Annotated in this window: 15 protein-coding genes; 5 read left to right on the forward strand and 10 right to left on the reverse strand. The window is 41.9% G+C overall.

Annotated elements, in window-relative coordinates:
* Positions 1-28: 28 nt before the first annotated feature.
* From ACWF5P_RS22155 to ACWF5P_RS22175, 5 genes are all read right to left on the reverse strand, one after another.
* Positions 29-571 carry a helix-turn-helix domain-containing protein gene (locus ACWF5P_RS22155; RefSeq protein ID WP_260359297.1) on the reverse strand — a complete coding sequence of 181 codons (543 nt, stop codon included), beginning with the start codon at positions 569-571 and terminating at the stop codon, positions 29-31.
* 662 nt (positions 572-1,233) lie between these two features.
* The gene (locus ACWF5P_RS22160; RefSeq protein ID WP_434168275.1) at positions 1,234-2,619 is read right to left on the reverse strand and encodes a protoporphyrinogen oxidase; all 1,386 of its coding nucleotides are present in this window, start codon (positions 2,617-2,619) and stop codon (positions 1,234-1,236) included.
* Between the two features lie 149 nt (positions 2,620-2,768).
* Positions 2,769-3,290 carry a GNAT family N-acetyltransferase gene (locus tag ACWF5P_RS22165; protein WP_434168274.1) on the reverse strand — a complete coding sequence of 174 codons (522 nt, stop codon included), beginning with the start codon at positions 3,288-3,290 and terminating at the stop codon, positions 2,769-2,771.
* Positions 3,291-3,409: 119 nt separating this feature from the next.
* Positions 3,410-5,443, reverse strand: a complete 2,034-nt coding sequence (locus tag ACWF5P_RS22170; RefSeq protein WP_260359294.1) for a Na+/H+ antiporter — start codon at positions 5,441-5,443, stop codon at positions 3,410-3,412.
* 264 nt (positions 5,444-5,707) lie between these two features.
* A complete protein-coding gene (locus tag ACWF5P_RS22175) occupies positions 5,708-6,598 on the reverse strand; it encodes a YegS/Rv2252/BmrU family lipid kinase (RefSeq protein ID WP_434168273.1) in 891 nt (296 codons plus the stop codon).
* A 479-nt stretch (positions 6,599-7,077) separates the two neighbouring features.
* Here ACWF5P_RS22175 and yhfH (ACWF5P_RS22180) point away from each other — a divergent pair, with 479 nt between their 5' ends.
* The 5 genes from yhfH (ACWF5P_RS22180) to yhfH (ACWF5P_RS22200) are packed head-to-tail and all read left to right on the forward strand — an operon-like array spanning position 7,078 to position 7,896.
* A complete protein-coding gene (yhfH, locus tag ACWF5P_RS22180; protein ID WP_137017534.1) occupies positions 7,078-7,212 on the forward strand; it encodes a protein YhfH in 135 nt (44 codons plus the stop codon).
* A gap of 43 nt (positions 7,213-7,255) precedes the next feature.
* On the forward strand, positions 7,256-7,393 hold the full coding sequence (gene yhfH, locus ACWF5P_RS22185; RefSeq protein WP_082162914.1) for a protein YhfH: 138 nt from the start codon (positions 7,256-7,258) through the stop codon (positions 7,391-7,393).
* A 29-nt stretch (positions 7,394-7,422) separates the two neighbouring features.
* The gene (gene yhfH / locus ACWF5P_RS22190; RefSeq protein WP_082196596.1) at positions 7,423-7,560 is read left to right on the forward strand and encodes a protein YhfH; all 138 of its coding nucleotides are present in this window, start codon (positions 7,423-7,425) and stop codon (positions 7,558-7,560) included.
* 29 nt (positions 7,561-7,589) lie between these two features.
* A complete protein-coding gene (gene yhfH, locus ACWF5P_RS22195; RefSeq protein ID WP_434168272.1) occupies positions 7,590-7,727 on the forward strand; it encodes a protein YhfH in 138 nt (45 codons plus the stop codon).
* A gap of 28 nt (positions 7,728-7,755) precedes the next feature.
* Positions 7,756-7,896: a protein YhfH gene (gene yhfH, locus ACWF5P_RS22200; protein WP_072274044.1), complete on the forward strand. Its 141-nt coding sequence runs from the start codon at positions 7,756-7,758 to the stop codon at positions 7,894-7,896.
* A 120-nt stretch (positions 7,897-8,016) separates the two neighbouring features.
* Here yhfH (ACWF5P_RS22200) and ACWF5P_RS22205 read toward each other — a convergent pair whose 3' ends face one another.
* The 5 genes from ACWF5P_RS22205 to preA form a co-directional block, all read right to left on the reverse strand.
* The gene (locus ACWF5P_RS22205) at positions 8,017-9,651 is read right to left on the reverse strand and encodes a PucR family transcriptional regulator (protein WP_260359292.1); all 1,635 of its coding nucleotides are present in this window, start codon (positions 9,649-9,651) and stop codon (positions 8,017-8,019) included.
* A gap of 157 nt (positions 9,652-9,808) precedes the next feature.
* A complete protein-coding gene (locus tag ACWF5P_RS22210) occupies positions 9,809-10,027 on the reverse strand; it encodes a hypothetical protein (RefSeq protein WP_101225679.1) in 219 nt (72 codons plus the stop codon).
* A 16-nt stretch (positions 10,028-10,043) separates the two neighbouring features.
* The gene (locus ACWF5P_RS22215) at positions 10,044-11,522 is read right to left on the reverse strand and encodes an NCS1 family transporter (protein ID WP_101225678.1); all 1,479 of its coding nucleotides are present in this window, start codon (positions 11,520-11,522) and stop codon (positions 10,044-10,046) included.
* Positions 11,523-11,564: 42 nt separating this feature from the next.
* Positions 11,565-12,983, reverse strand: a complete 1,419-nt coding sequence (gene hydA / locus ACWF5P_RS22220; protein ID WP_101225677.1) for a dihydropyrimidinase — start codon at positions 12,981-12,983, stop codon at positions 11,565-11,567.
* 14 nt (positions 12,984-12,997) lie between these two features.
* Positions 12,998-14,284 (reverse strand): NAD-dependent dihydropyrimidine dehydrogenase subunit PreA, encoded by a 1,287-nt coding sequence (preA, locus tag ACWF5P_RS22225; protein ID WP_427575392.1) that lies wholly within the window; start codon positions 14,282-14,284, stop codon positions 12,998-13,000.
* Positions 14,285-14,288 lie beyond the last annotated feature (4 nt).

Consider the following 14,288-nt stretch of genomic DNA (forward strand, 5'->3'; position numbering starts at 1 on the left):
TTTTCAGCGATTGCATTTGATTTGAATTCTATAAGTATGATTCCGTCACCACGAGTAATAACTCGGAAGGGCCTTCAAAATCATTGATGATTTGATGTTCATCTGAAGCATGAAAATAAATCGACTCCCCTGCCTTGACGAAATACGTATGTTTACCAAGCTTTACAATGACTCTTCCGTTTAATACATAGCCGAATGTTTCCGACAAGGATGGTTCAAATTGTTTGAACTCCCCCTTTTCCTGGAGAGTCAGTCGAATAGGTTCCATTTCCTTCTCATTCGATTCAGGCACGAGCCACTGGATTTGATACCCGCGTTCTTCATCGATGAAAAACGTTTGTGCCTCTTCTTCATACACTACCTTTTGGACTTGATCCTCTTCATCGAAGAATTGCTTCGGCGTGCAGCCAAGCACTTCTAAAATATTGAAAAGAGTTTCAATTGATGGGGAACTAAGATCCCTTTCCAACTGTGAAATATATCCTTTGCTTAAATCCGTTCTTTCCCCCAATTCTTCCTGGGTCAATCCTTTTTTCAAGCGAAGGTTCTTTATTTTTTTTCCAATTTGCATCATATTTACCCTCAACAGTTTACTTATAGTAAACACACAGTAGATAAAGTTTTATATAAGTAAACTTTCAGTTTAATTTTACGGATATCATTATACAGGAAATGCCGGAAACTTCAAACGGAATTTCCAGCATGCATAAAAAATGGACTGCCACCTGGCAGTCCATTATGATTTACTATTGGAAATGAAATGAATCAGGTATAGAGAATAGGTAACCTCTCGTGAATCTTCCATTTTTTTGATGATCTTCTTTCCGTACATTGTACTAAAAAAAGATCCTCAAATATGTTTGTGGCCTCTTCTAATCACGTTTTCAAAGAGACTCTAGGATATTATTATCATACCTGGTGTTACAATCGTGACGATTACAAAATCGTTCTATTGATCAATTGATCTAAAGTAATCATTTCAAGGATTTAGCGGAAATGTTTTAGAAAGTATTTTTATCACCTTAATTTTAAAACTAGGCAAAAGGGTTCTAATTAAAAGGGAAAATAAAGTTGATTGGAGCGTAAGGTACGAGACTCCTGCGGGAAAAGCGCGTCCAGGGGAGACCCCGGCAAGCGAGTGCCTGGAGTGGAAATCAACGTTCCAATTTTACAAACACTCAATTTCCCTCGAGTTTATCTACAGTCTGAGACCGCCATCTGGCAGTCCCCTCTTTACAACTTCAGACATATTTCTTGTGCTTTCTTTTCCCCATCAGCAATACAATCCGGGATTCCGACACCATTGTATGAACAGCCCGCAAGTAAAACATTCGGATAATTCTCGGAGATTTTCTCCTCCAGGGATTGAACGATTTGAGGATGTTTAATATGGTAGTTCGGCATATTTTCATGCCATTTCGTCACTTCACTCGTAATTGGATTGCCAGAAATACTTAGACTGTTTTTAATGTCGCATAAAGCCACGGTGATCAATTCCTGGTTAGTAAGGGACCGTAATCGTTCATAGTCCGGACTTGAGCTTTTATAAAAAAGCCTTACCAAAAGCTGACTGTTTTCAGAAGTATGCTCCCATTTCCGGCTTGTCCAAGTACATGCATTGCAGATCAAATCACTATTATCACCTGCAATGAAACCTGTCCCGTCTTTAGGAAGCATGCTGTCCGGGATATCGAACCCAAGATAAACGCTAATCATCGAACTATTGATCAAGCTGTCGAAGTCCTCATCCAGCTCCCGATCTCCCAATAATTTCTGGGCAACGGTATGCGGTGTACTCAACACGATAAAGTCCGTTTCGAACGTTTCACCGTTTGCCAATGAAATGATATACCCCTCATCATTTCTTCCAATTTCATTTACACGGACCCCTTTTAAAATCTCGACCATATCGAGGCTTTCCTCAATTCGTTCAACCAATGTTGATAAGCCATTTTTAAACGAAAGGAACTTCTTATTTCCCTTGCTTTGGTATTTCTGCTTATTTTCCGAAAGACCTCGTATTATACTGCCATATTGATTTTTATAATCCAGCATCTCTGGCAGTGTTTTGGCAATGGTCAATTCATTTAATTTTCCTGAGTAAACACCCGAAAGGACAGGCGATATCTGCTTTTGCACCAATTCCTTGCCTAAGAAGCTTTCAAGAAATAAGCCGATGGAGTCATTTTTCGTAAAGGTCTCATTTTTTGTATAGAAATCCTTTAAAGCGTCAACCTTGCCTTGGGCAGAAACCAGATCACTTTTCGCCAGCGACTCCAGGCTCATTGGTATTCCAAAAAGGGCATCTTCGGGGATTCCCTTTAGCATCCCGTCTGTATGGATGAATGACTTTCCCGTCGCATTATAGACAACCTGATCCTCCAGGTTCAATTCTTTAAGAAATGGTTGTATATTTTGTTTCCTGGCGACAATCGAATCAGCACCCGCTTCAATTTTAAAAGGTCCTTCGTGCACAGTCCTTATTTTACCGCCAAGCTCTTCATTTCCTTCTATTAATATCAATCGTACCGGGAGACTCCTCGCTTTAACTGTTTTTTGTAAATAATACATGGTTGATAAACCGGTAATGCCCCCACCTACGACTACGACTGTTTTCATTAGGACTACACCTCGATTAACGAATTTTGCATTAAGTAAAGTGTAACATAAGGCAGCGGGATTATTAAAAGCAGCCCTTCTAAATCACGGGTTTAATAATGAAACCTGTAACAAATTGGACAAAAAAAGACCTCTCCTTTTGGAAAAGTCTAATCCCTTACTCCATATCCTTGTTCATCGTAATCTAATCTATACTCCATTATTTCCATCAACCCGCATCTGCCTTCTTTTTGAATCCCTGTATCCTGATACCCCACTTTTGCATAAAGCGTTTTTGCAATCACGTTCATGGCGTCCACTGCCAGAATGATCGAATCCTTGTTTGGAAAAATCCCTTTTGCGAATTCCGGCAGGATTTGCAAGGCCTTCTTCGCAATCCCTTTGCCCTGATGTTTTTGATCAACAAGTAATCCACGGAGTAATATCGCTTTTTCATCGCTGGTGAAAAGGGCGATGTTTTCGCCAATGTGTAAAACGAAAAAGCCAACAGGGGTACCATCGGCCAATATTACAATAGGGTGCCTGTCGCAATCTTCCCGGCAATATTTAAGTGACTCTTCCGGCAAAGCGGAAAAAGGGGTTTGTGTACCCGGTAAATAAAACTGGGAAAGCTGGTGAAGATGTTCCGGTAAATAAGGCGTTAAGGTGATGGTCTCGATTTCCATTTCCATTAAGTACAGCCTCTTTCATCAATTATTGGATACATTAATGATTCGATGCCCCTTCCGATATTTCCTTCACAAACCGTAAGGAGCACTGCCGAATTTATCGGCAGTGCTCCTTTTGTTAATCAGTGTGTATTTTCATTGATTGTCAGTGCTTCCCGTAAATTGATTTGCTGGCGGAGTATGTTGGCAACATCACGGGAGATTTGTCGTTTTTCAAACATATCCTGCACTTCGTCCCGTTCTGCCTGGATCGCTTTATAGAACAGCTCTCTTTCATATTCGACCATTTTACTCGGGGTACGGCCTCTATTTTCACGTTTGCATTTTAAAATCAACACTTTATACTCGTCTATGATCATCGAGGATGTCTTATGATTATCGGATGTAATTCCGGCTTGTATCTCTTGGATGGCAGCTTTATACATCCTGATTTTAAGATCCCTGACCTTTTCCAATCTCTCAAGATTGATTTTTCTTATTTCACTTTTATTAGGGAAAAATAATTTTAAAACCCTCAGCATACTTCTTCTGAACAGCGTTACTGACCTGAAAAAGCGGAACTTCAGTCGATTTGTTACCGCACCTTCCATACGCTGGATGTATTCCTTGCATATATACGCCGTTTCCCGGTCCACTTTTTCATCCTTAATAAGTTTATCCAAGAATCTTTGCTCTGCTTCAAGGGCCTTGAAGCGAAGATCCTTCTCTTCTTCCCTTAATGCCGCCGGTTCTTTCTCCTGTTCTACATAGGACAGTTCATTGATCTTGGTACAGTACCTGGAAATGATCGATAAAGCCGCTTCCCGGTTTTCATCTGTCATTTGGGACTCAATCACCCGAATAGCGGCTTGATGTGAGTGAATGGCAGCAGCTTTCGTTTTGTCAGACTGCTTGTCCACCACTTCCTCTTCTTCTGACCTTGCCACGATTGGAAGAAATACACTCGCAACAATCAGTGTCAGCAATATGACACCTGCTGCAATGAAAATGATTAACGAACGCTCAGGAAAAGGACTTCCATCTGCCAACACATATGGAATCGAGAATGAACCTGCTAAGGTTACAGCTCCGCGAACACCGGAAATGGTAATGATTCCAGCAGCTTTGAAGTCTGGTTTTTGGGCTCCCGCTTTTTTCGTCATCCAGCCAATCGACCAGGCAGCCGTAAGCCAAATGAATCGTAAAGCGAAGAGGAAAAGTGTAATGATCACGATATAAAGGATCACTTGTCCATTATTGAAGGCTGGATCTTGAAAGATAGTTTTCGCAACGCTTGGGATTTGCAAGCCAAGCAAAACGAATACAAGGCCATTCAATACATATAAAATGACGGACCATGTACTCTTTGAAACGACTTGAAGTTCTACAGTTGGTGATATTTCCCGATCTCGTTCAATGGCATGGACAATTCCCCCAGCCACGACTGCTAAAATCCCAGAAAGGTGGAAATGTTCCACAGCGAGGAAAATAATAAAAGGAGTTAGGATTTGGATCAGCATATGCATCGTGACGTCTTCCATCCCTAAACGGCGAAGAAATACACGAAGCCTGATAATGATGAAAGCTAGTATCGCTCCACCTACAAACCCACCAATTGCAATCCATATGAAACTGAAGGTTGCGTCGACTAGGGAGAAAACACCAGTGACTGTAGCTGCAACGGCAAACTTAAAGGCAACTAAACCTGAGGCATCATTCATTAGCCCTTCGCCTTCGAGAAGGTGCATGATGCTCTTCGGTAACTTGACTCGACTCGCCAAAGCGCTTACTGCCACTACATCCGTAGGTGACAAAATGGCCGCTAAAGCGAACGCTGCCGGCAATGGTATCGAAGGGATCATCCAATTAATTAAATACCCGCCTGCCCAAACCGTTATGAATACCAGGCCTAGTGCAAGCATCAAAATGGGTGCTCTCAACTTCCATAGTGCTGTTCGTGGTACATTTTTGCCATCATTGAATAATAGGGGTGCGATGAATAATAGCAAAAATAATTCCGTCTCCATCTCAACATGCATACCCAGGGGTAAAAGTGCCAATATGACACCCAGTGCTATTTGTATTAATGGTACAGGTATAAAAGGTATAAAATGGTTAATTACATTAGACACTCCAATCAATATAAGAAGCGCTAATATAACAAGAAAAAACTCCATACAAACATCAAACTTCCTCTCTCATCTATAATCATAACTATAAGCGTAACATATTTATACCCAGTCATTCATGCATTAACTATTCTAACCTGGAATCCCCCTGAATAATGATACGTTTTATAAAAGCGAAGGAGCTTACGTTGTGCACGATGAACACCGCAAACCACTCCATCAATAAACCTTGGGTAACCGCATAGAAAAAAAAGCTGATTGGCTAACCCATGATCAGCTTTTCCCAGTAAGACAATGAACCCACATAACAAGCTATTTAGTTCCCGGGACAAAGAGACGGAGATGTTTGTGCAGTACATTTGCCTGGAAAGGAAGAAGAATGCCTTCATCTCCATCGATATTGACTGCAAGATCATCTGAAGTAGTTAAATGGAGCTTGGATGTTTTAATATATTCAACTTCGTCATTCCCCATGATCTCCCCCCTAATCAAACTGGGAATGATCTTGACGATGAGAGGAAGAGATAAATCCTTAATGATGAATGTGTGCAGCTTTCCATCATTCACTTCCGCCTCTGGTGCAAGTTGTTCGAAACCGCCGACAGAGTTAGTCATTGTTGCAATTAGTAAATGAGCCTCGCCCATCCACTTTCCCTGATCATGTTCAACCGTTAAAGGAAACGGAGTCTTTTTAATGATCGCTTTTGCTCCTTCAATGAAATATGCAAAAGAACCAAGACGGGTTTTTTGTTCAACGGTAACATTATAGGTGGCCTCTGCGATTGCCCCAACTGCCAACACATTCATGAAGTAACGGTCATTGATCTTCCCTATGTCCGATTCCTTAATATTCATATCCTTCAAAATCTCGATGGCAGCATTGGGATTCAATGGTATTCCCAAAGATCTAGCAAAATCATTGATGGTTCCTAGTGGAATGATTCCGAAAGTAGGCCGATGCTGCTGCTCGCCCAAACCATTCACTATTTCGTTCACCGTTCCATCCCCACCCATGGAAATGACAGCATCGAACATTTCTGCACAGGCCTCCTTAGCAAAACCCGTAGCATCCCCCTCTCCTTCCGTTTTACGAACGCATACCTCATCAAAAATTTCACCAAGTGCCTTTTCCGCTTTCGGCAAAATCTTTCCTGCTTTTTCCTTACCTGAAGATGGATTGACGATAATCATCGCTTTCGACATATGCTACCTCCCATTTTTGTACCTCTACTAGCAAGTTACCTCTTTACTGTTGTATTAAAACCACACAGACAGGAACTTACACATAATCGCTGCTGCTTGAATTTTGCTGAAATTTTAGAACAAGCTCTTATATGTTATATCGACTGTGAAACAGGCATTCATTGATCACTGATTTTCCTGTTTCTCATCTGTTACATTAATGCCTATCACAACACATTAGAAATTGTCTGTCCGTTTCGTTCCCTCTTTGTTTTTTCGTTTTATAAAAAGCGTCATTTCTTCCATTTCCTACTTGCCATGAAGGTAAATTCAAAAATAAACAGATGATAATTCCCTTACCTATAGGGTTTTTAGACAATCAGCGAAAAAAATTTCAAATTTTCTGTAAAATACCTATACATTTTCCAAATTCGGGTATATACTGTATTATAACAACAAGCAAACAACAAAAACTGTACTATAAAGAAGGGGAGCGAGACATGCAAGCAAATCAATCAGATTTACTCATAATCGATTCATTTAAACATTGCCCGGAATGTGGTGAAACACATGTGGACCACTCAGATTCCTATCTGATGGAATGCGATCGCTGCCTTTCCAAACGTGAAGAATAAGGCGATCGGAAAATATATCTAACATTAAAAGGAGGAAATCATCATGCAAATGAAAAAATCCATTGAGTTTTTTAACAATATCCCTGCTAAACATTGCCCCGAGTGCGGTGACCATATTATCGAGCATGCTGAATCCTACTTAATGGAATGTGACCGCTGCCTTTCCAGACGCGAAGACTGATTAAACCAAATCAAAAAGGAGGAACCATCATGCAAACTATAAATCCACTGGAATTCTTCAGGACACTGCCGCCTAAACAATGTACGGAATGCGGAACCCATATCACTGAACAAGCTGAATCCTACTTAATGGAATGTGACCACTGCCTTTCCAAACGTGAAGACTGATTAAACCATATCAAAAAGGAGGAATCATCATGCAAACCAAAAACCCATTGGAATTCTTCAGGACACTGTCGCCTAAACAATGTACGGAATGCGGAACCCATATCACTGAACAAGCTGAATCTTACTTGATGGAGTGTGACCACTGCCTTTCCAAACACGAAGACTGATTAAACCAAATCATAAGGAGGAATCATCATGCAAACTAAAAACCCATTGGAATTCTTCAGGACACTGCCGCCTAAACAATGTACGGAATGCGGGACCCATATCATTGAACAAGCTGAATCCTACCTCTTGGAATGTGACCGCTGCCTTTCCAAAAAAGATGAATATTAATATAAGATGCTGACATCAAGATGCTATATAAGCCATTTTGATGTCAGCATTTACCTTGTTTTCTGCCTCCCTTTCCTTGCATTCAAAAAAGGATGTCCTTGGGACACCCTTTAGTCTTACTTATCTTCCAATATATTTGTCTACATATTTCCCTCTGATCTTCCTGCTGCTGTATTGTAAGAAGTCCAATGCAAAAATCATGAATTCAAGGCCCAGACGCTTATCTGAACGCATAAAATCAGAACCTAGCAGTTTCTCCAATTTTTCAAGTCTATGATATAGCGTTTGCCGGACAATGAATAGTTGTTTCGACGTTTCCTGTTTAGAACCGTTACAGGCAAGGTAGGTCTTTAAGGTAGGCATTAACTCACCATTGTTTTGCTTGTCATATTCAATGACAGGACCTAAATATTCGTACACTGTTTCCTCCAGATTACCATGCTTATTTATGAGCGATATCATGCGATGCATATGTAAGTCCTGATAAAAGATGCTCCTGTTATCCTCTGGTAACGTATCCTGAAGCAGCAAAGTTTCACGGGCCGTTTCATAACTTTTATAAATCTCACTTAACCTTTGAACATGCTTACCAAACCCAATGGAAAGCAGACCCATACGATTACGCCCGCTTACATCCATTTTCATGATTCGATCCACCGCGCTTGTAACCCTTGATTTCCAATCTTCAGATGAACGATTATCACCTAAAATAAAAACAAGATGCTGATGTATTTCCATGGAAAATATCTGAAAGCCGTACTGTTCAAAAACAGTTCTAAACATTATCTTAAAATAGGTTCCATCTAATTTTGCGGAGTTTTTATTATACTTTGGGTGTTGTTTGCAAATGCAAACAATTCCGCCATCCAAATGCATTTTCGGATCAATATAGGAAAGCCTCTCCCGGATTGCTTCGTCACTATATTCACCTTCAATCCAATTTGTAAGCCATATACTTTCTTCCGACATTTTCTTTTCTTCAATATATAACTCCCTTAATAGATGCTGTGCCAATGCGGTAGCCGTTCGATCCAAAATCAGTGAATCAAAATCAGTCAACTCTCTGCCGTTGCTGCATATGAGCAATTCAGCATAATTTTCACCAAGCACTCGAATCGGCTGTCCAAGAACGGTTTTATCCATGTTCCGCTTCTCTTCGTATATGTCCGCCACCATTTGATAGGTTGTTTTTTTCTTTATTTTTGGAAAGCTGGCTATATCATTTTCATTAAAGATAAGAATAACCTGTACATTTAAATAGCTGTGGAGAAATTTTAGAATTGGTTCATAATGGTCAATTTCGAGGAGATTTTTATTTAACTGCTGGGAGTAGCTTTCTAAGTTGGAGATCATCTGATATTGTTTATTGATGATAAGGGAATGTATATCCTGCGTGATTTCTACGAAAGGGACTTCTTCATGAAATAGGATGATAGGGAATTGCCGTTCATTTGCGAGATCGATGGCACATTGCGGCACTGCCATGGTGTTGGCGCCAATCTCTATACAGAGTCCAGCTGCATCGCATTCAATTAACTGTCTTAAGTAGGATAGAAATGTGTCATCGCAGTCTTTCCACCCTAAACCGGTAGTCAGTATCAGTTCGTTTCCATTTAACAAATGGCTGATTTGTGTGACTTCCATGCAGTGGACCCACTTCACTTGACGCTTTATCCCACTTCTACCTGCAATTATATCCGTCAGATCAAAATGCTTGCGTGTTAGAATTTCCTCGATTGTAATCGATGTATTCATCCAGCCACATCCTTTTATAAAACTGCTTTAAAATCTATTATAAACGGACAACCCTTAAATCTCCAGACACTTGTCAGAAAATCTAACGTCAAAATTCTACAAAAAACTCGAACAAAAAGGGCCCATTCGTAAGGAATAGGCCCGGTACATGACGATTTCAATTCAATTTTTTTTTGAAAAGCAATGTAGAGAAGTATTTCCTTCCTTCCGGGGTTTTGATGTTCAATTGCTTCCATTCCTGCTTCGTTCCTTCAATCAGTTCAAAATCGAGAAAGGCTCCACTTAAACTTTCGGAAACCCGGGTGATTCGATATCCTCTTTCAAGTAAAAAATCGATTTGTTCCCTTTCTAAGCGATAGTCTTGATATTCGGACATTTCCATTCCCCCTTTTTCAAACGTTCTCCTTGCCGGTCGTAAAAGCCATCTCTTCCTCAAGTTCTGGACCTTTCCCAATTATCCAATCCCTGCCGACGGAAATGCCTAAATATTTCTCATCGCTCGGATCAATGATTTCAGCTTGTTCATATCGCTTGAACCACCAATACTTAGCTAATATAAAATAACTTGCACCGCCGAGAAGAAAGCCAATAATAAACGAATAATTTGAAAAAATCGTTGCACCGATTCCTCCAATCACCCAAGAAATGATTCCTGCCCAATTCACTCCATTCAAGTATTTATACTGGCCTTCACTTTCATAGAGTTCTTGTACATTCACTCTCCGTTTACGAAGGAAATAGTAATCCGCTACCAGGATGCCGACAATGGATGCCAGGATTCCGCCTATTATTAATAAAACTTCTATTATGATGCCGAACAGGCTCCATGGCTGAACTACTATCCCAATCACCCCCGCTACAACGACTCCCGCCCAAAATGGCATTTTAGGACCCATGACATTGGAGAAAATGGTAGCTGCGGGAATGACATTGGCCGTAGTATTCGTCGACCATTGAGCAAATACGATCATGATCAAAAGGACGCCGAGGGCAATTCCACTTGCTGATCCCTGTATGGCAACTACAGGATCATAATTGGAAACAGCCATATAAGAAACCGCCCCGATAATCACCATGAACGTCTGAGTGATGGGATAGGTGATAATATTCCCAATTATTTGCCCCTTATTGCGCTTGAACCAATTTTTTTCATTTTTTGGTGCCTTAATATAGCGGGAAAGCGTTGGCATATCTGCAGTCAACGTGCCCCAAAATCCCATATTTGCCATAATGACGACCATGAAAGCCGTTGCGGCGGCCCCGCCAGTGACCGGACTTTCAATCCAGGACCATACATCTCTTCCTTGGGCTACAGCCTGATCGGATAGGGTGAAATACATCCAGCCGGAAATTAAAATGATGACGGGCGCCGCCAAGTCGGCGAATCGTTCTATCGACTTTATTCCCATTGCCGTGTTGACTAATTGTAAAACGGCAAAAATGAGGAAGCAGATAAACCAATTATCAAAATCAAAAAGGGTTGTGAAGATAGCGTTCATTGCAGTGGCTCCAAAGTAAGTATTTAAGCCGAACCAGCATGACGCTACAAAACCGCGTACAACCGAAGGGATGTGGGTGCCAATCGTACCGAACGGCGCCCTCATATAAACAGGGAATGATATTCCATGTTCAACACCTATATCCCCTGTCATTGTCATCAAAAAGCCGAGAACCACACAGGCAATGACCGTTGCAAGAACGACCCAGCCTAAGGATAAACTTTGGACACCGTTCCCACCGATTGCGAAGGCAGCCAATACTACAGCCATGCCCACCCAAATGAAACCAAATCCGGCTGCACTTATGTTTTTCTCACTATGAGGTATAGGCAGCAAATCGGGAGACTTTAAATAATCTTTCTTCTCACTCATAGAAAATCCCCCTAATTTAATTTGCAAGATTCCTTACCAAAGTTAGACTGTAAGCTTTTTCCCTGTATCCGGCTTCAGCGCCGCATTATATTTTGCCCGTTTCAGGAATTGCCCTTTTCCAGCTTCGCCTACAAATTGTTTGTCTTTAATGACGAATTGACCTCTCGATAAAACGGACACCGGTTCACCTGTAATTCCCATACCTTCAAAAGCATTATAATCTACAGCCATGTGATGGGTTTCTGCAGAAATGGCTCTTTCAACTTTCGGGTCAAAAATGACAATATCAGCATCCGAACCTACCGCTATCGTACCTTTCTTCGGGAATAATCCAAATAGCTTGGCGGCACGCGTGGATGTCATGTCGACGAATTGATTCAAGGTAATACGCTCTTTCATGACCCCTTCAGAAAAGAGGATACTCATGCGATCCTCAATCGTTGGCCCGCCGTTCGGTATTTTCGTGAAATCTTCACGTCCAAGTTCCTTCTGTCCCTTAAAATCAAAAGAGCATTGATCGGAGCCGATCGTTTGCAGCTGGCCCGTTTTCAAAGCATTCCATAGCACTTCCTGGTTTTTCTTCTCCCTTAACGGCGGGGACCATACATATTTAGACCCCTCGAAATGGGGCTTTTCAAGATAAGATTGGTCAAGAACCAGATATTGCGGACAAGTCTCCCCCCAAATATCCACCCCTTTATTTCTTGCCTCAGTAATCTTTTCAACCGCATCTTCACAGGTGACATGAACGACATAGAGCTGGCCATTTGCCATTTCCGTAAGTTTGGCAGCCCGTCCAGTTGCTTCCCCTTCAAGCTCTGGAGGCCTTGTTAATGCATGGTAAATTGGATCGGTGTTACCTTCAGCCAGCGCCTGCTTCGTAAGATAATCGATGACATCGCCATTTTCAGCATGAACCATGACAAGTGCCCCAAGTTCCTTTGCTTGCAACAGAGTGCGGTATAGCGTGGCATCATCAGCCTGAAAAACATTCTTGTAAGCCATGAACACTTTAAAGGAAGAAATCCCTTCATTATCGATGATGCTCGGCAGCTCAGCCAATACATCATCGTTAATCTCACTGATCATTAAATGGAAACCGTAATCTATGGCCGCTTTTCCAGTGGCCTTTTCATGCCATGTTTCTATCGCTTTCTTTAACGGCACCCCTTTTTCGGTCAAACAAAAGTCGATGATCGTTGTCGTGCCTCCATATGCAGCGGCAATCGTCCCCGTTTCATAATCATCCTTTGTCGTTGTCCCGCCAAACGGCATATCGAGATGTGTATGCGGATCAATGCCCCCCGGAAAAATATAAGCGCCTTTTGCATCAATGATTTCAGCCCCCTCAGCCGGGAGGTCCTTGCCAATCATTGCAATCTTCTCATTTTCAATCAATATATCGGCTTGATACGTATCTGCAGCCGTTGCAATCGTTCCATTTTTAATGATCTTCTTCATATTAGAACCCTCCATCATTTTACGAAATCAACACTTTCACTGCTTATGCCCCCAAGGAACGATTGGCGTTCATTCCACGTCATTGGCGGTAATTCATTTGTCAATTCGATCATATCGATCGCCCCATCGGCCGGACAGACGATCGAGCATAGATTACAGCCTACGCAATCTTCTTCGCGCACTCTCAAAAAGGAGCTGCCTGACGTGTCCTTGAACATATCTATACATTGATGAGAAGTATCTTCACATGCAATATGGCATTTATTGCAGTTAATGCACACATCATTATTAATGCGCGCAACGACCTTATAATTAAGATCTAAATTCCCCCAGTCGGAATAGCGCGGTACGGACTTACCGACAATATCCATCACGGAGGATATCCCTTTTTCATCAAGGTAATTGGAAAGTCCATCAATCAAGTCTTCTACTATTCTAAAACCGTGATGCATGGCAGCCGTACAAATTTGCACGCCAGTCGAACCCATCAATAAAAATTCCACCGTATCCTGCCAATTTGAAATGCCGCCTATTCCAGAAATGGGAACATTGATCTTATTATTCCTTGCACACTCTGCCACCATATTCAAAGCGATCGGCTTCACAGCGGGACCACAATACCCTCCGTGAGCCCCCTTGCCGCCAACATGGGGAATCGTATTCCATGAATGGATATCCACTCCTGCCAAGCTGTTGATCGTATTGATCATGCTTATTGCATCCGCACCGCCGCGCACCGCCGCTTCAGCCGTAACCGTAATGTCGGTTATATTCGGTGTAAGCTTGACGATGACGGGTTTGGATGCAGCTTCCTTGGCCCAGTATGTTTGCTTTTCCACAAGTTCAGGAACCTGTCCCGAAGCAGCTCCCATCCCACGCTCTGCCATACCGTGCGGGCAGCCAAAGTTCAACTCGTAACCATCGACCCCTACATCTTCTATGCGCTTGATGATTTCATGCCACTTTTCCTGTTGCGGCTCCACCATCACCGATGCAATGATTGCATGATCAGGGAACCTTTTCTTCGTTTCATATATTTCTTTAAGATTCACTTCAAGCGGACGATCCGTAATCAATTCTATATTGTTGAACCCGGCAACTCTCTGTCCATTAAAGCTGACCGCTGCAAAACGTGATGAGACATTCAGGATGGGATCACCCAATGTCTTCCAAACGGCTCCTCCCCAGCCAGCTTCAAATGCGCGCTGGACTTGATAACCTGAATTAGTAGGTGGTGCTGAAGCAAGCCAAAAAGGATTGGGAGATTTAATACCTGCAAGATCAATTGATAAATCAGCCATGATA

Source organism: Peribacillus sp. NPDC055009, assembly GCF_053608705.1.